Source organism: Streptomyces sp. NPDC104313 (assembly GCF_055583985.1).
In genome coordinates this window covers 137665-154310 of sequence record NZ_JBVJMW010000016.1, presented here as the reverse complement: position 1 = coordinate 154310, position 16646 = coordinate 137665, and the positions used below count along the sequence as shown (strand labels likewise).

The following is a 16646-nucleotide window of genomic DNA, read 5'->3' as shown; positions in this document are numbered from 1 at the left end:
CCGCCGGAAAAGCGCGTGACGGGGGGTCGCGCAGGGGATACAAACCTCTGATGACCACGACACTCCGGCCGTCCGGGCCGCTTCAGCAGGGCGCCGACGGCGCGCGGGCCCGCGACTACGACGTGTGCGACAACGGGCGGCCCGTCGGCGCCGTCGCGATCAGCACCGACGAAGCGTTCGGCGCGACCGCCGGGGTGCTGCGCTCGCTCAGCGTCGAGGAGCCCCGGCGCAGACGTGGCCGGGGCACCATCGCCGCGCTCGCCGCCGAAGAGGTGCTGCGGGGGTGGGGCTGTACCCGGGTGCGGGTGGAGGTCCCCGCCGACAACGACCCGGCCGGCCGCCTCGCGGCTGCCCTCGGCTACACCGAACGCAGCCGCAACATGGTCAAGGACCTTCTCCCGGACCCCGTCCCGCTGCCCGCGGGTCTCACCGCCCGCGCGATGAGCGAGGAGGAGTTCGCCATCTGGCGGCAGGCCGCGGTGCACACGTACGCACAGGACTGGATCGACCGCGCCGTGCCGCCCGAGCAGGCCCGGTTCAAGGCGGAGGCCGACCACGCCGCCCTCCTGCCGGACGGACTGGCGACCGAGGGGGTGGGCTTCCGGGTGCTGGTGCACGGGGGCGAGGTCGTCGGCCATGTGTGGGTGGCGCAGCGGGAGCTGCCGCCGGGCGGCCCGGCCGGATTCGTCTTCGACGTCGAGGTACGCGAGGAGCACCGGGGCCGGGGCCACGGCCGGACCCTGATGCTGCTCGCCGAGGACGTCACCCGGGCCTGGGGCGCGGACCGGCTCGGCCTGCACGTCTTCGCCTCCAACACCCCGGCCCTGCGACTGTACGAGTCCCTCGGCTACACGACGACGCGGTACAACCTGGCCAAGGCGCTGTAGGGGCCCTCCCGGCCGCGGCCGGTCCACGGGTACGGCCGGGCCATCGGCCGTTGACCGGTCTACCGCTCCCGTGCGGCCAAGGCGCCGTCGATGATCTCCTCGATCCGCTCGCGCAGCCCGTCCTGGCTCTTGCCGCCGTCCAGCCGCTCGTCGCCGATCACATAGGTGGGCGTGCCGGTGACGCCGATCGCCTTGCCCTCCGCCTGGTCGGCGTCGACGATCAGCAGATGCCGGCCGTCGATCAGTGCCGTGTCGAACTCCTCGGCGTCCAGACCCAGTTCCCGTGCCACGTCGAGGAGTACCGGCTCGCCCGTGCGGCCGAGACCGTCGGTGCGGGACAGCAGGGCCTCGATGTACGGCCAGCCCTTGCCCTGGTCCGTCGCCTCCTCGGCGGCCTGGGCCGCGGCGTAGGCGTGCTTGTGCTTGTCCAGCGGGAAGTGCCGCAGCCGGATCTCGAGGAGGTCCCCGTACCGGGCGCGCAGGGCGTGCACATCGTCGAGGGCTCGGTGGCAGTCGGGGCATTCGAGATCGCACCAGAGGTCGAGGACGACCGGTGCCGCGGGGGAGGAATCGCTCATGTGCCCAGTCTTTCAGGCCGGGCGGGCGCGGCCCAACCGGGACCGGGTCACCCCCTGGGGAGGAGTCCGGCCCTGAAATGTCCCTGAGGTGGACGACCGCCGTGGCCCCGACGGGGGTCGCCGGTGCAGGATGGAAGGGACGTATCCCCTGCGCCTGGAGGTCCTGATGCTTGCCGAGACCATCTGTTCCGCGGTGTCGGCGGCCGGCCTGGGCATCGCCGCGGTGACCGCGTACCGCAAACGGTTCCTCACGGCGACGAGGTTCGCCGCCTACTCCCTCGTCCCGGTCGGGCTCGTGCTGACCGGGGTCGTCGAGTGGGCCGCCGGGATCGCCTTCAAGCCGAGCGTCTGGCTCGGCTTCGGCGTGCTCGGCGTGTCCTGGCTGCTGTTCATGACCACCCGCGCCATCGAGCGCCGCGGCACCACCACCCGGGCGGAACGCAAGGCCGCGCGGGCGGCCGGGCGGAACGAGGCGGTGGCCCCGGCCGCCTCCGCCCCCTCGCTGGGCGCGGGCGCGACGGCGGGACCCGCGGCTGCGGCCACGAAGCCGCAGCCGAAGAAGCAGCAGGAGGCCGCGGGGCCCGGTGACGACTTCAGCGACATCGAGGCGATCCTCAAGAAGCACGGCATCTGAGACGGCGTCGGCCCTGCGGGCGCGGGTGCGGGTGCTCGGGCCACCGGCCCGAATGCCTGACGGCGACCCGTACGCCGGAGCGATTTTCGATGGCCACGGGATGGTGAACTCCCGGGTGAATGACGATGGTTGATCGCCAACCCGGCCACGGGTGAGTCATGATCACCCCGAGATGGTGGACACTTCCCGGGGCGATGCCCCCGCACCCCAGGCAGAAGAGCCCCGCGGCTGTCTCTTCGCGCTCTCCCAGCCGCCCCTGATGATCTTCCTGACGGTGATCGGGGGTCTGCTGCTGATGGCCGCCCTGCATGATCTCTTCGTGCTGTGACGCCTCGCGTCACCGCTCCGGGCGTCGACCTGGGCGTCAGCGCGCGGCTTCCTTGCGCCGGGCCCGGTACGCCGCGACGTGGAGCCGGTTTCCGCACGTACGGCTGGAGCAGTAGCGGCGGGAGCGGTTGCGCGACAGGTCGACGAACGCGTGCCCGCAGTCCGGCGCCTCGCAGCGCCGCAGCCGTTCCTGTTCGCCCGCCACGATGATGAAGGCCAGCGCCATGCCGCAGTCGGCCGCGAGGTGGTCGGAGATCGAGGCGTCCGGGGCGAAGTAGTGCACGTGCCAGTCGTAGCCGTCGTGGTCGGTGAGCTGCGGGGTGGTTCCGGCCGCCGCGACGAGCCGGTTGACCAGGTCGGCGGCGGCGCGGGGGTCGGGCGCCGCGAAGACCTCGGCGAAACGGGCCCGGACGTCGCGCACGGCGCTCAGGTCCTTCTCGCCGAGCGCGCCGACTCCGCTGATGAGATGCCGCTCCGCGAAGGCGTACAGCGCGGCGATATCGGCGAGACCGTCCTCGGGCCCACCCGCGAGTCCGTCCGAGGTGGCGCCCCGCGGCGGTTCGGTCTCCGGCGCGGTGTTCACCAGATCGACCACCGTGTCGAGGGCGATCCGGGTGTCGTGAGGGATCAGCACGCTTCGCTCCCTGGCCTTCCGGCGGGCGGGCGCCTGCCGATGGCGGCTGACTCTACTGGCTCGGCCCGCCGGTGCCAGGCCCGGCGCGGGCCCGGCAGGGAGCGGAACGGACCCCTCCGGCCGCTGGGAGGAGGAGCCGCAGGGGGCGGGCGCACCGACGCCGTCGTCGCGGTGGATTCCGCGACGACGGCGCCGGTGTCTGCCCTATGCGGTTGTCAGCACGACGTCGTCGCCCCGAGTCGGACGGCGTCGAGCGGCTCTCTGCCTGGCTCAGCTTTCGGCCAGGATGTGGGAGAGCTCCGTGTCGAGATCGAAGTGACGATGCTCGGTGCCGGGCGGAACCGCGGCGTCGGTCCTCTTCAGGAACGACTCCAGGGCTCGCGCCGGGGCCTCGAGCAGGGCTTCTCCCTCTGGGGAGCTCAGGGCGATGCATACGACGCCTTGACCGTGGCTACGAGATGGCCAGACGCGGACGTCTCCGGTGCCGGTGGGCCGGTGCAGCCCCTCGGCAAGGAGGTCGCGGGCGAATACCCATTCGACCGTCTCCTCCGCTCCGGTGTGGAAGGTGGCGTGCACGGCATAGGGATCGGCCGTGTCATACCGCAGGCCCGCGGGTACAGGCAGTGAGGACTCGCTCGACACAACGAGGCGCAGGTGCAGCTCGCAGCTGACCGTGGTGTTCATAAGCGCCAGGGCCTTTCGCTCAGTGTGCGCTCGGGGATTCGCACGTCGGCGAAATCGACATGCCACCTACGGTGCCGTTGTAAACCCCTCTGACCCATTTGTGATGCTTCGGGTCCCTCCCCCAGCGGCGTGTAACTTTGGGTTATGCGCCCATTCCAGTGACGAGGACAGGTCGGGTAAGTTGAGTTTCATGAACGCGGAGAGTGACGAGCGGAGCGAGGTCGCCGACCAGGTGGCCCCGGGATCCGCCACGGGGGAAACGGGCCGGGCGGAGCGCGAGCTGGGCTCGCGGGCGCCGGGGTTCATCAAGGCGTCGAAAGCGCTCCACCTGAGCTGGCAGGTCGGCGTCTTCATCGTCGGTCTCGGCGTGGTGATCGCGGGCGTGCTCATGCTGGTGCTGCCGGGGCCCGGCTGGCTGGTGATCTTCGGCGGCATGGCGATCTGGGCGACCGAGTTCGTCTGGGCCCAGCTGGTGCTGCGCTGGACCAAGCGCAAGGTCACCGAGGCGGCGCAGCGGGCCCTCGACCCCAAGGTCCGGCGACGCAACATCATCCTCACCACGCTGGGGCTCGTGATCATGGCGGTGCTGGCCGGGATCTACGTCTGGAAGTTCGGGCTCGCCATGCCGTGGAAGATCAGCGAGTAGCCCGCGGACGGTCCGGGAGCACCGCTGACATGGGGTAATGTTTGCGCTGCGCCCGGGCGATTAGCTCAGTGGGAGAGCGCTTCGTTCACACCGAAGAGGTCACTGGTTCGAACCCAGTATCGCCCACCCGGACAGAGGGCCCGGGAGACGGAATCCGTCTCCCGGGCCCTCTGCGTTGCCCTCTGGGCCCGGCCCGGGAGCCGCTGTGACCAGCGTGCCCCCGGACCGGGCGTGGCTCACCGCATCCGCCCCAGCGCGTCCTTCAGCCGGCGGGCGTCGCGCAGCCGCTGCTCGTACGTCGCTCCGACCACCAGCAACAGCAGCCCGGCGAGGGCCGGCGGCAGCCAGCGGGGGAGCGCCCCCGCCGCCTGCACCACGTACGGCGCCAACTCGTGCAGCCCGTCCAGCGCCAGCACCGCCCCGCCGAGCAGCAGCAGCGCCTGGAGGCGGTGGCGCGCGCCGAGCAGGGTGATCACCAGCGCGGCCGTCCCCAGCAGCAACGGCCGCGGCCAATCCGTGTCGGTCCAGGCGACCGCCAGGCTCGGCAGCAGCGTCGCCGCGAGCCCGGGCCCGTACGCCGTCCACGACGAAGCCTCCGGGTCCCCGCGCCGCCGCAGCGTTCCGACCACCAGCGCCGGCACGGTCACCGGCAGGGTGTACGCCTCCGGGAACGACACCCCCGAGGCAGCCAGCCGCACCCAGGTGGCCAGCACGAACAGCGCCGCCGCCAGGTAGCCCGCCACCGGCCGTCGCTCCGGCCGCACCGCCGCCCCCGCCGCCAGCACCCCGCACAGCGCCAGCACCAGGGCCAGGAACGGCGCGTCGGACACCGCGAGCCCCACGGCGACCAGCGCACCCAGCCCACCCGTCAGCTCCACCGGCAGCGCCACCGGGTGCCGCCGCAGCCGCGCCCCCAGCAGCACCGTCAGCGCGGGCACCAGCAGCACCAGCGGCGCGGTCTCGTGCGGGGCCAGGCCCAGGGACCGGCCCGCGAAGCCCGTGAGCACGGTGCTCCAGACGACCGCGGCGACCGCGAACACCGCACGCGGCACCTCGGACCGCGCCCGGAACGCCGCCCCGGCGAACAGCGCCGTCAGCGCGCCGAACACCGCGTAGGAGGCCCCCTCCGACGCCAGCGACAGCAGCCCGACGCTCACCGCCCCGGACGCCGCCGCCACCAGCGCGCTCACCGGCACCGCCGATACGCCCCGGCCGCTCCCGGCGCCCCGGACCGCCGACGCGAGCAGCCCGCCCACCAGAGCGGCCTCCCCGGCCACCGCGACCGCGTAGGGCACGTCCAGCACGACCCCGGCCAGCAGCAGCGCACCCCAGCCGAGAGTCACCGCCCCCGCACCGGCGGCTCCGCGCAGGGCCGCCCCGGAAGGCCGCCTGCGGGCATTGGCCCCGCCGGTCGTGTACCAGGGCGCCCCGGCACCGCGCGGCGCCGTCCGAGCCGCGCCCGGCGTACCCGCCGCCGCGTCCGGCTTCGGTGTCTCCTCCCCGGCACCGGGCGGCGCTGTGATCCGTACGACCGAAGGCCACCACCGGTACGCCGCACCCAGGAGCCCGGCCACCAGGGCCAGCACCACCGGGGCCGCCGCCAGTTCCGGCCACGGCAGCGTCGATCCGAGTGCGGACCGGAAGCCCTCCGGCGGCCCCGCCCACACGTCCGGCAACAGCGTCACCGGGCCCAGCAGCACCGCCGCCAGCGGCGGCAGCGCCCACACCAGGGCGCCCGCCACCACCGCCCCCGACGCCACCAGCACCCCGCGCGCCGCGTCCTTCGGCACCTCTGTCCGGACAACTGCGGTCAGGGCGAGGCCGCACAGCAGATACGCGAGCACCCGCCAGCCGTCCGGCAGCGCCGCGGCCGGTACGCCGCCCACCGCGGCCACCGCCGCGAGGCCCGCCACCACACCGCCCGCCCGCGCGAAACCCTTCGGCGCGCGCCACGCCCCGGCCAGGGCCGCCGCCGCTGCCGCCAGCAGCAGCGCCCCCGGAGCCACCGCCTTGAGCGGCCCGGAAGCCGTCGTGGACAGCGCCAGGCCCACCAGCAGGGCCGAGAATCCCATCGCCGATCCACCGACGCACGCCATCACCCGCACCCCGGCACCCTTGCCCCACCGTGCGATCACGCCGTCCAGCACCGCCGTCGCCAGCAGCGCCCACCCGACCACCAGCGCCGGCGCGCCCGCGGCCCAGGCCCAGAACAGCAGCGGCCACTGCGCCAGCACCACGGCGGCCGGCAACGGCAGGCGCAGCTTGCCCAGCGCCAGCCCGTACGCCGTCCACAGCGCCGCGAGCACCGCAGAGGCGGCGGCCGTGAAGCCGAGCCCGTCGGTGTCGGGCGCGGCCACCGCATGGGCCGCGTAGACGTCCAGCAGCGTCAGCACCAGCGCCAGGGCCGCCAACGCCTCGGCGGTGGCCGCCAGCCCCCGCCGCAGCAGCACCGCCGGGGCGATCAACGCCCCCAGGGTCACCGCCACCAGCACGGCCGACCGGCCGCCGATCCCCATCGAGCCCCAGCTCACCAGCGTGAACGCGACGGCCGCGACCGTCAGCAGCAGACCGCCCAGCGCCAGCAGGACGTTCTGCGCGCTGCGCGGGGCGGACGGCTGCCTCGGCACATGGCCCCACGGCTGAGCCGGGGTGCCAGGGGGCGCTCCCCAGCCCGAAGGGTTCCAGCCCGGGGCGGCCGTCGGCGCGGGCGGCCGCAGCGCGGCGAGCAGCCAGGCGCGCCGGGTCAGCAGCTGGGTGCGGCGGGCGTCCAGCTCGGCCAGTTCTCGGTCGAGGCGGGCCAGTTCCTCGGCGGGCGGGGGCAGGTGTTCCATGTACGGGAGTGTGGTCCGGCCGCCCGGCCCGTACATGCGCTCGGATACTCACTTCTCGGCCACGGGGGCTCTGAGTAGTGCCTCGCCGGAAGCGGTTTGAACGAAGCCCGCGGAGCCCTGTATGGTTCAACCCGTTCCCGGGCGATTAGCTCAGTGGGAGAGCGCTTCGTTCACACCGAAGAGGTCACTGGTTCGAACCCAGTATCGCCCACCGGGGAAAGCCGGTCCGTCAGCATCACGCGGACCGGCTTTCGCATGTCCCACCCCTCGAACCCCTCACGCCGCCGCGGGCAGTTCCGGGCGCAGCGGCCATGCCGGATCCACCGTCTTTGGCGTCCCGCTCTTGGTGAATCGCGCCTCCAGGCCACGCGCCTGGGCCGCGTGCCAGGTCACCTGAAGGGTGTGCAGCTCGGACGGTGACAACCGCTCCAGTCGGGTCGAGAAACGTCGGCACACCGCCCGTACCAGCTCCAGTGAAGCCGTCGCGTCCGCAGCCGCTTCATGGGCCCCGTCGAGCACCACCTCGTAACTCGCGCACATATCCGTGAGCGTCCGGCGGCCCTTGCGGTAGCGGTCCAGATGTCTGTCCAGCACCCGCGGGTCCACCACCCGCATCGGGACCCCGTCGAGATACCGGGCCAGCGACGACGCCCGGTGCCGCTTCAGCTCCCGGTCCAGCAGCGTCAGATCGAAGGGGGCGTTCATCACCACCAGCGGCCGGCCCGTCGCGCAGCTCTCCGTCAGGGCCCGGGCTATCTCGTCCATCACCGGGGCGGGCCAACGCCCGTTGCGCTGAAGGTGGTCGTCGGTCAGACCGTGGATCTCTCTCGCCCCTGGCAGGACCGGAACCCCCGGATTGACCAGCCAGCGGGTGACGCGGACGCGACCGCCCGCGGTGTCCTGCGCGACGAGAGCGGCCGAAACGATCCGGTCCTGCTCGACGTCCACGCCTGTCGTCTCCGTGTCAAAAGCGGCCAGCGGCCCCTCGAACCAGTGCATCATCCCCGAACTCCTCGCACCCGCACGGCAGATGGAGTGATTCCTCTGCCCGATATCGGTGATACCCGGGCTGTTTGCCTGATACGCCGTTTGCGGGCGGTCCGATGAGGTGACAACACAGTCGAGACGACGGGCAGTTGCCGCCGACGTCCGTCGATCCGTCCAGCCCACGACACCCCGCCGGCAGGTCACCTGCCATCGACCGGCACGCCCGGAAGGCACACGGAGCCATGACGCTCGCGCAGCCCGACCCCGGGGGACCCACCCGCGCCGACGCCTTCGGGCCGCGGCTGTCGCGGCAGCCCGACGCGCCGTTCTTCCCGGGCGACCTGCCCGCCCTGGCCGGGGCCGAGGTCGCGCACGTCCGGGTGGAGCCGGACGAGGAGGCGTACCGCACCGCGGGCCACGCCCACCTCGTGGGGCTGCCGCTGCGGGGGAGCGGCGGCGGGAGAACCGGGGCGGCTTCCGGCGGCTCACCGAGGACCCGCAGGTCGCGCCCGTCCAGGTCGACGGGGCGGAGCGGGACCGGCTGATGAAGGCCCTCCGGGAGAACGTGGACTCCTTCGAGGAGGCGTGCGCGGGTGAGGAGCCCTTGTAGCGAGGGGGAAGGCGTTCGCATCGGGGGCGTACGGCTCGGTACGATCCCTCTTGCACTTGCCATAGACGGCAGGCGACCCCCTCAGTCAGGAGAGACCGGTGTCAGACGTCCGTGTGATCATCCAACGCGATTCCGAGCGGGAAGAGCACGTGGTGACGACGGGCACGACGGCCGGCGAGCTCTTCCCCGGTCAGCGCACCGTCGTCGCCGCGCGCATCGGCGGTGAGCTGAAGGACCTCTCCTACGAGCTTCAGGACGGCGAGAGCGTCGAGCCGGTGGAGATCTCCTCCGAGGACGGCCTGAACATCCTGCGCCACTCCACCGCGCACGTCCTGGCCCAGGCCGTGCAGGAGCTCTTCCCCGAGGCCAAGCTCGGCATCGGCCCGCCGGTCAAGGACGGCTTCTACTACGACTTCGACGTCGAGAAGCCGTTCACCCCCGAGGACCTCAAGGCCATCGAGAAGAAGATGCAGGAGATCCAGAAGCGGGGCCAGAAGTTCTCCCGCCGCGTGGTCTCCGACGAGGCCGCCCGCGAGGAGCTGGCCGACGAGCCGTACAAGCTGGAGCTCATCGGAATCAAGGGTTCCGCATCCTCCGACGACGGCGCCGACGTCGAGGTGGGCGGCGGCGAGCTGACCATCTACGACAACCTCGACCCCAAGACCGGCGACCTGTGCTGGAAGGACCTCTGCCGGGGTCCGCACCTGCCCACCACCCGGTTCATCCCGGCGTTCAAGCTGATGCGCAACGCCGCCGCGTACTGGCGCGGCAGCGAGAAGAACCCGATGCTCCAGCGCATCTACGGCACCGCCTGGCCCACCAAGGACGAGCTGAAGGCGCACCTGGAGTTCCTGGAGGAGGCCGCCAAGCGCGACCACCGCAAGCTCGGCAACGAGCTGGACCTCTTCTCCTTCCCCGACGAGATCGGCCCCGGCCTCGCGGTCTTCCATCCCAAGGGCGGCGTCATCCGCCGGGCCATGGAGGACTACTCGCGCCGCCGTCACGAGGAGGAGGGCTACGAGTTCGTCTACAGCCCGCACGCCACCAAGGGCAAGCTCTTCGAGAAGTCCGGCCACCTCGACTGGTACGCCGACGGCATGTACCCGCCCATGCAGCTCGACGACGGGGTGGACTACTACCTCAAGCCGATGAACTGCCCGATGCACAACCTGATCTTCGACGCGCGCGGCCGCTCCTACCGCGAACTCCCGCTGCGCCTCTTCGAGTTCGGTACGGTGTACCGCTACGAGAAGTCGGGCGTCGTGCACGGGCTGACCCGCTCGCGCGGCTTCACGCAGGACGACGCGCACATCTACTGCACCAAGGAGCAGATGGCCCAGGAGCTGGACCGCACGCTCACCTTCGTGCTGAACCTGCTCCGCGACTACGGGCTCACCGACTTCTACCTGGAGCTCTCCACCAAGGACCCGGAGAAGTACGTCGGCTCGGACGAGACCTGGGAAGAGGCCACCGAGACGCTGCGTCAGGTCGCCGAGAAGCAGGGTCTGCCCCTGGTCCCGGATCCGGGCGGCGCCGCGTTCTACGGCCCGAAGGTCTCCGTACAGTGCAAGGACGCCATCGGCCGCACCTGGCAGATGTCGACCGTGCAGCTCGACTTCAACCTGCCGGAGCGCTTCGACCTGGAGTACACCGGGCCCGATGGCTCCAAGCAGCGCCCGGTCATGATCCACCGCGCCCTGTTCGGTTCCATCGAGCGCTTCTTCGCCGTCCTTCTGGAGCACTACGCGGGCGCGTTCCCGGTCTGGCTCGCGCCGGTCCAGGCCGTCGGTATCCCGATCGGCGACGCCCACATCCCCTATCTCCAGGAGTTCGCCGCCAAGGCGCGCAAGCAGGGGCTGCGGGTGGACGTGGACGCGTCGTCGGACCGGATGCAGAAGAAGATCCGCAACCAGCAGAAGGCCAAGGTGCCCTTCATGATCATCGCTGGTGACGAGGACATGGCCAACGGCGCCGTCTCCTTCCGCTACCGCGACGGTTCGCAGGAGAACGGCATTCCGGTCGACGAGGCCCTCGCCAAGATCGCGAAGGCCGTCGAGGACCGCGTACAGGTCTGATCGCTACGGCTGGAACGGCCCTCGGAGCGTCAACCGCGCTCCGGGGGCCGCTTCTCGTCCTCCCGGGTGAACACCTGGATCAGCCACGACGAGAACGACCCCGTCACCGCGCCCAGCAGCGCGAGACCGCAGGCCATCAGCCCCGTCGCGACCGTCCGGCCCCACGGGGTGACCGGGGTGACGTCCCCGTAGCCGACCGTCGTGAGGGTCGCGCACGCCCACCACACCGCGTCGCCGAACGTACGGATGGAGGCGCCGGGGGCCGCGTGCTCCAGGTGGTAGACCGCGAGCGAGGCGGAGAAACCGAGCAGCACGGCGGTCAGTCCCGCGTACGAGATCACTCGCGCGTACAGACTGAGCCGAGGCCGGTCACGTCGTCGCTGCACCACCGCGTACACCTTGACCATCCGCAGCGGGCGCAGCAACGGCAGCAGGAGGACCAGGGTGTCGAGCCAGTGCGCGCGCGGGAAACGCACGCCCAGACCGCTGAGACGCAGCCGCGTCACGTAGTCCGCGAGGAAGAGCAGCCAGGTCGCCCAGACGAGGATCAGGGCGAGGTCGTTCCAGGGCTCGTCGTCGTGCGGGGTCAGCACCCGCACCGCGTACCCGGTCAGGAACAGCAGCCCCGCGGCGAAGAGCGGAACCTCCGTGCGCTGCTCCCAGCGGGTCAGCCGGGCGGGTGGCTCGGGGGCCGGTCGGTCGCTCATCGCCTCAGCATCGCGGGCGGCCGGGCGGTGCGGCCCCGGCGACACGCTCCGCCGGGGTGACGCAATATGCTGATCGGCATGACGAGTGAGCCGGAGCAGCAGATCGGCGTGGGGACGCCCGACGCATTCCAGCGCCTGTGGACTCCCCACCGGATGGCGTACATCCAGGGCGAGAACAAGCCGAGCGGCCCGGGCGCCGAGGACGGCTGTCCGTTCTGTTCGATCCCCGCGAAATCCGACGAGGACGGGCTCCTCGTGGCGCGCGGCGAGCACGTCTACGCGGTGCTGAACCTGTATCCGTACAACGGCGGCCACCTCATGGTCGTCCCCTACCGTCATGTGGCCGACTACACCGAGCTGGACGGCCCGGAGACGGCGGAGCTGGCGGATTTCACCAAGCGGGCGATGATCGCGCTGCGGGCGGCCTCCGGGGCGCACGGATTCAACATCGGCATGAACCAGGGCTCCGTGGCCGGCGCCGGGATCGCCGCGCATCTGCACCAGCACCTGGTGCCGCGCTGGGGCGGGGACACCAACTTCATGCCGGTCATCGGCCACACCAAGGTGCTGCCCCAGCTGCTCGGCGACACCCGGGCGATGCTGGCCGACGCCTGGCCGACGGGCGAGCTGCCGGCCCGCTGAGCGCAGTGCCGCAAGGGGGAGGCCCGGCAGGGTCTCCCCCTTCCCTGTTCTACGCGTCGTAGACGTCGGCCTTGCGCGGGGCCGGGTCCTGGACGAGGCCGCTCAGTATCATCGAGCGGTTGTCGAAGCGTTCCGTGTCGACGCCGTTCTCCGTGAGGACGCGCATCGCCGCCGTGTGGACGGCCCGCAGTACCGGGGTGGCGGCACGCATCGCGTCGTCCGCCATGAAGCGGTGGTTCCACGGCTTGGCCGCCCACGCGTGCCGCAGCCCGAACGGCTCGGGCAGCACTATCTTCCCGCCCAGGTAGTCCAGCAGCGGCGGATACCAGGTGAGGGGGGCCCGCAGGGCGAGCCGGACGACCTCCTTGGCGTCCACCAGCGCCAGCTGGATGTCCCGGGTCTCCCAGAAGCGGACGGTCTTGTTGACCGTCTTCGTCTTCGCCGCCGGCTTGGAGAGGAACAGACCGTGCACCGGCCCCAGCGCGTGGCCCGTGACCTCGATGCGCAGGGTCTCGTGGAGCACGGTGACGGTGATCATCATGGTGATCACCAGCTGGCCGTCCCACAGGGTGAACTGGACGCCCAGATAGTGCCGGTCACCGCTGCCGAACTGCTGGTGATTGCAGATCCGCTGTATCTCGTGGGGCTTCACCTGGAAGGTGGCGACGTCCTCCCCCTCGGGGCGCGTCACGGAGTCGGCGTTCTCCCCGATGGGCGAGACGACCCAGTGCTTCACGGCCGGCTTCGGGAAGCCGCCGGTGTTCAGCGGTCCGCGCTCCAGCATCTTCAGCTGGTCGTGGATGATCCGGATCAGGTCCCAGCTGCGGAACTGGTGGATCTCCTTCGTCGGGTCCTTGGGGAGCAGCTCCTCGGCCAGCTGCCAGCTGCCCCAACGGGTGCCCATCCCGAGGACGCCCTTGGGCCCGGCATAGAAGACGGCGTTCGACTGCTGCTCGGCCGACAGCTTCTCCAGGCCCTGCCGCAGGGCCTCGCGGGCGGTCTCGTTGGGGTTCTTCGGCACCGCCTCCGGGATCTTCGCGATCACCCCGGTGCCGGAGAGAAGGCCCTCCCAGCGGGCCCGCATGTCCTTGGCCGAGGTCTCCGCGATCCGCTTGGCGATCAGCCAGCCGATCACCGGGGCGATGAGCGCGCCCCGGACGTAGAGCGAGAGCAGCCCGTCCAGGGGGAGCTTGACCACCAGGACCAGCGCGCCGATCCCGAAGGCGGCCAGGAGTACGGTGCCGACCGCGCGGAACGCCGTGTCCTTGGACTTGTTGAGCGCTTCCCGGACCCGGAAGGCGATCACCCAGGCCAGCATGCCGGGCAGGAAGAGAACGCCGAACACCACGGTGACCAGGGTGAGTCGGGTGTCACGGGCCTTGCGCAGGTTGTTCGCCGACAGGCAGTGCTCCACCACGGTCTGCGGGTCCGTGCCGAAGGACTGGATGAGCGCCTTGCGGGCGCCCCCGAGCGTCCGCTCCTGGACGGCACGGGCGAACGCCTCGCCGAGATTCGGTTTGAAGAAGTCCGACTTGAAGAGTTTCGAGGAGCCCGCCTTCACCGCCGATTTGTGCCACTCGCTGTTGGCGTCGAGGATCGTCTCCACCGGACTGTCCCGATACGCCGCCGAGGCCAGGGCATTGGTCGCCACGGTCTGGCCGCCCGAGCCCTGGATCGGGATCTGGGCCCCGGGTGAGAAGTCGAATCCGTCGTTGGCCACCTGTCGCCCCCACTCGCCGCACGTCTGCTCCCTGCGGTGTGCCCAACTACCGTACGCGGCATACCTTCTGAGCTGCGACCACAGCGTATCGTCCGGATCACACCACCATGGGTCACCGGAGCGCGTCGGACGGTGTGTGCGACAGTGCGCCGGTCACGCGCCGGGCGACCCGTCCGCCCGCTCCGCGCGGACCCGGTCGGCCACCTGCGGCGGCATCGCCTCGTGCCGGGTGTACGCGCGGTCGAAGCGGCCGGTGCCGTGCGACAGGGAGCGCAGGTCCACCGTGTACCGGCCGACCTCGATCTCCGGCACCTCGGCTCGTACGAGGGTGCGCCCGCCCGGACGCTGCTCGGTGCCCACGACCCGGCCCCGCCGCCCCGAGAGATCGCTCATCACCGGGCCCACGTAGGCGTCGGGGACCAGGACGCCCACCTCGTACACCGGTTCCAGGAGCTGGATACGGGCGTCGGACGCGGCCTCGCGCAGCGCGAGCGCCCCGGCGGTCTGGAAGGCGGCGTCCGAGGAGTCCACCGAGTGCGCCTTGCCGCCCAGCAGCGTGACGCGCACGTCGACCAGGGGGTGCCCGGCGGCCAGCCCCCGGGCGGCCTGGGCCCGCACGCCCTTCTCCACCGAGGGAATGAACCGACGCGGCACGGAACCGCCGACGACCTTGTCGACGAACTCGATGCCCGAACCCGGCGGCAGTGGCTCCACCTCGATCTCGCAGATCGCGAACCGGCCGTGCCCGCCCGACTGCTTGACGTGCCGTCCGCGCCCGGCGGCCCGCCCGGCGAACGTCTCGCGCAGCGGCACCCGGTGCCCTTCCGCGTCGACCTGGACACCGTAGCGGCCGCGCAGCCGCTCCAGCGCCACCTCCTGATGGGCCTCGCCCAGGCACCACAGGACGACCTGACCGGTGTCCGGGTTCTGTTCGACGCGCAGCGCGGGGTCCTCGGCGACCAGCCGGGCCAGGCCCTGCGACAACGTGTCCTCGTCCGCCTTGCCATGCGCCCGTACGGCCAGCGGGAGCAGCGGATCCGGCGTCGACCAGGGCTCGATCAGGACGGGGTCGCCGGCCGGGGAGAGCGTGTCGCCGGTCTCTGCCCCGCCGAGCCGGGCCACGCACACCAGATCGCCGGCGACACACCGGTCCAGGGCGTGCTGCCGGCGGCCGAACGGCGAGGTGAGCGCCCCGACGCGGATCTCCGCCTCGTGACAGGGGCGCGGCGCGTGCCCCGTCGCGTCCAGGCCGTGGCCGCAGAGATGTACGGAGTCGTCGGGGCGCAGGGTGCCGGAGAAGACGCGGACCAGCGAGATACGGCCCACGTACGGGTCGGAGGCCGTCTTGACGACCTCGGCGACCAGCGGGCCCCCGGGATCGCAGACCGGGGCGGGCCGCGGTGTGCCCGACGGGGTGGTGACGGCGGGCGGGGTGCGCTCCAGCGGGGTCGGGAAGCCGCGGGTGATCAGCTCCAGCAGTTCGACGGTGCCGATGCCCTGGCGGGCGCCCTCGGCCGCCGGGGCCGCCGTGAGGACCGGGTGGAAGGAGCCCCGGGCCACGGCCCGTTCCAGATCGCCGATCAGGGTCGCCACGTCGATGTCCTCACCGTCGAGATAGCGGTCCATCAGGGACTCGTCCTCGCTCTCGGCGATGATCCCCTCGATCAGCCGGTCCCGGGCCGCCCGCAGCGGCTCCTCCTGGTCGGGCGCGGGCGACCGCTCGGCGCGTTCCCCCGAGGAGTAGTCGAGGATCCGCCGGCTCAGCAGCCCGGTGAGCCCGGTCAGCGGTGCGTGCCCGTCGGCGCCTTCGGGCCCCAGTACGGGCAGGTACAGCGGCAGTACGGCGTCGGGGTCCTCACCCCCGAAGGCCTCGGCGCAGATCCGGTTCATCTCCCGGTAGGAGGTGCGGGCGGTGTCCAGGTGCGTCACGACGATCGCGCGCACCATGCCGACGAGCGCGCACTCCTCCCAGGCGGCCCGGGTGGTCGCGGCCACGGACGCCGCGTCCTGGGCCGCCGAGACGACGAAGAGGGCCGCGTCCGCCGCGCGCAGACCGGCCCGCAGCTCCCCGACGAAGTCCGCGTCGCCGGGGGTGTCCAGCAGATTGATCCTGCAGCCGTCCCAGGCCACCGGGACCAGCGAGAGTTGTACGGAACGCCGTCGGCGCCGCTCGATCTCGTCGCAGTCGGAGACGGTCGCCCCGTCCTCGACCCGCCCGGCCCGGTTCACGGCTCCCGCCGTCAGGGCCAGGGCCTCGACCAGCGTGGTCTTGCCCGATCCGCTGGGGCCGACCAGCACCACGTTCCGTACGGCGGATGGGTGGCCGGCCGTCGGTACTCCTTCGGCGGCACCGGTGTGTGCGTGTGCCTTGTCGCCCATGGTGCGTGCCTCCCGGTCGATGGCGCGGTGCGGGGGAGGGCGACCGCGCGCGGAGCAGCGGTGGTCACGGGCACGGGGAGGCCGCCGCGGCGGCTTCGGCGACGCCCGCGGTCCTTCGAGCTTGGCACCGCGACGCGGCCTCGTCCATACGTCACGCACGGCACGGTTCGGACGGCGCGCACGGCACGGCACGGGCATCGCGCCCCCGCACGGTTCCGGCATCGCGCACGGTTACGACCCCCGTGTCGCGCACGGGCGCGGGCCGGGCCGGGCGGGGAGCCCGCCCGACACCCGGCGGCGGGTGC

The 16646-nt window shown here is 72.2% G+C and carries 14 protein-coding genes, 2 tRNA genes and 1 pseudogene; 9 read left to right on the top strand and 8 right to left on the bottom strand.

Going from position 1 to position 16646, the window contains the following annotated elements:
* Positions 1 to 50 precede the first annotated feature (50 nt).
* Positions 51 to 887 carry a GNAT family N-acetyltransferase gene (locus tag ACZ60Q_RS30200; protein ID WP_469640740.1) on the top strand — a complete coding sequence of 279 codons (837 nt, stop codon included), beginning with the start codon at positions 51 to 53 and terminating at the stop codon, positions 885 to 887.
* A 59-nt stretch (positions 888 to 946) separates the two neighbouring features.
* On the opposite strand, the gene ACZ60Q_RS30195 is transcribed toward ACZ60Q_RS30200, so the two are convergent.
* On the bottom strand, positions 947 to 1465 hold the full coding sequence (locus ACZ60Q_RS30195; RefSeq protein ID WP_469640739.1) for a DsbA family protein: 519 nt from the start codon (positions 1463 to 1465) through the stop codon (positions 947 to 949).
* A gap of 166 nt (positions 1466 to 1631) precedes the next feature.
* Here ACZ60Q_RS30195 and ACZ60Q_RS30190 point away from each other — a divergent pair, with 166 nt between their 5' ends.
* Together ACZ60Q_RS30190 and ACZ60Q_RS30185 are read left to right on the top strand one after the other, a co-directional pair.
* Positions 1632 to 2099: a hypothetical protein gene (locus ACZ60Q_RS30190; protein WP_469640738.1), complete on the top strand. Its 468-nt coding sequence runs from the start codon at positions 1632 to 1634 to the stop codon at positions 2097 to 2099.
* Positions 2100 to 2271: 172 nt separating this feature from the next.
* On the top strand, positions 2272 to 2427 hold the full coding sequence (locus ACZ60Q_RS30185) for a hypothetical protein (RefSeq protein WP_469640737.1): 156 nt from the start codon (positions 2272 to 2274) through the stop codon (positions 2425 to 2427).
* A gap of 36 nt (positions 2428 to 2463) precedes the next feature.
* On the opposite strand, the gene ACZ60Q_RS30180 is transcribed toward ACZ60Q_RS30185, so the two are convergent.
* Complete coding sequence (locus ACZ60Q_RS30180) at positions 2464 to 3060, bottom strand: CGNR zinc finger domain-containing protein (protein ID WP_469640736.1); 597 nt, start codon at positions 3058 to 3060, stop codon at positions 2464 to 2466.
* 270 nt (positions 3061 to 3330) lie between these two features.
* Positions 3331 to 3744: an SsgA family sporulation/cell division regulator gene (locus ACZ60Q_RS30175; RefSeq protein ID WP_003959770.1), complete on the bottom strand. Its 414-nt coding sequence runs from the start codon at positions 3742 to 3744 to the stop codon at positions 3331 to 3333.
* A 190-nt stretch (positions 3745 to 3934) separates the two neighbouring features.
* On the opposite strand from ACZ60Q_RS30175, the gene ACZ60Q_RS30170 reads away from it, so the two are divergent.
* Positions 3935 to 4390, top strand: coding sequence for a TIGR02611 family protein (locus tag ACZ60Q_RS30170; RefSeq protein WP_469640735.1), 456 nt, complete (start codon positions 3935 to 3937; stop codon positions 4388 to 4390).
* A gap of 54 nt (positions 4391 to 4444) precedes the next feature.
* Positions 4445 to 4516: transfer RNA gene (locus tag ACZ60Q_RS30165), tRNA-Val, on the top strand.
* A 110-nt stretch (positions 4517 to 4626) separates the two neighbouring features.
* Here ACZ60Q_RS30165 and ACZ60Q_RS30160 read toward each other — a convergent pair.
* Positions 4627 to 7221, bottom strand: a complete 2595-nt coding sequence (locus tag ACZ60Q_RS30160) for an SCO7613 C-terminal domain-containing membrane protein (RefSeq protein ID WP_469640734.1) — start codon at positions 7219 to 7221, stop codon at positions 4627 to 4629.
* A gap of 139 nt (positions 7222 to 7360) precedes the next feature.
* Between ACZ60Q_RS30160 and ACZ60Q_RS30155 the strand changes: the two genes are divergently transcribed.
* A tRNA-Val gene (locus tag ACZ60Q_RS30155) sits at positions 7361 to 7432 on the top strand.
* Positions 7433 to 7497: 65 nt separating this feature from the next.
* On the opposite strand, the gene ACZ60Q_RS30150 is transcribed toward ACZ60Q_RS30155, so the two are convergent.
* Entirely contained in the window at positions 7498 to 8223 is a 726-nt protein-coding gene (locus ACZ60Q_RS30150; protein ID WP_469640733.1) for an exonuclease domain-containing protein, read from the bottom strand.
* Positions 8224 to 8549: 326 nt separating this feature from the next.
* On the opposite strand from ACZ60Q_RS30150, the pseudogene ACZ60Q_RS30145 reads away from it, so the two are divergent.
* A pseudogene (locus ACZ60Q_RS30145) lies at positions 8550 to 8818 on the top strand (hypothetical protein); the annotation flags it as partial.
* Positions 8819 to 8916: 98 nt separating this feature from the next.
* Positions 8917 to 10893, top strand: coding sequence for a threonine--tRNA ligase (thrS, locus tag ACZ60Q_RS30140; RefSeq protein WP_469640732.1), 1977 nt, complete (start codon positions 8917 to 8919; stop codon positions 10891 to 10893).
* Positions 10894 to 10922: 29 nt separating this feature from the next.
* Here the strand turns inward: thrS and ACZ60Q_RS30135 are convergent, their stop codons facing one another.
* The gene (locus ACZ60Q_RS30135; RefSeq protein WP_469640731.1) at positions 10923 to 11600 is read right to left on the bottom strand and encodes a potassium channel family protein; all 678 of its coding nucleotides are present in this window, start codon (positions 11598 to 11600) and stop codon (positions 10923 to 10925) included.
* A 66-nt stretch (positions 11601 to 11666) separates the two neighbouring features.
* On the opposite strand from ACZ60Q_RS30135, the gene ACZ60Q_RS30130 reads away from it, so the two are divergent.
* Positions 11667 to 12242 carry an HIT family protein gene (locus tag ACZ60Q_RS30130; RefSeq protein ID WP_469640730.1) on the top strand — a complete coding sequence of 192 codons (576 nt, stop codon included), beginning with the start codon at positions 11667 to 11669 and terminating at the stop codon, positions 12240 to 12242.
* Positions 12243 to 12291: 49 nt separating this feature from the next.
* Here ACZ60Q_RS30130 and ACZ60Q_RS30125 read toward each other — a convergent pair whose 3' ends face one another.
* Together ACZ60Q_RS30125 and ACZ60Q_RS30120 are read right to left on the bottom strand one after the other, a co-directional pair.
* A complete protein-coding gene (locus ACZ60Q_RS30125; RefSeq protein ID WP_469640729.1) occupies positions 12292 to 13962 on the bottom strand; it encodes a hypothetical protein in 1671 nt (556 codons plus the stop codon).
* A gap of 153 nt (positions 13963 to 14115) precedes the next feature.
* Positions 14116 to 16341: an elongation factor G-like protein EF-G2 gene (locus ACZ60Q_RS30120; RefSeq protein ID WP_469640728.1), complete on the bottom strand. Its 2226-nt coding sequence runs from the start codon at positions 16339 to 16341 to the stop codon at positions 14116 to 14118.
* Between the last annotated feature and the right edge of the window lie 305 nt (positions 16342 to 16646).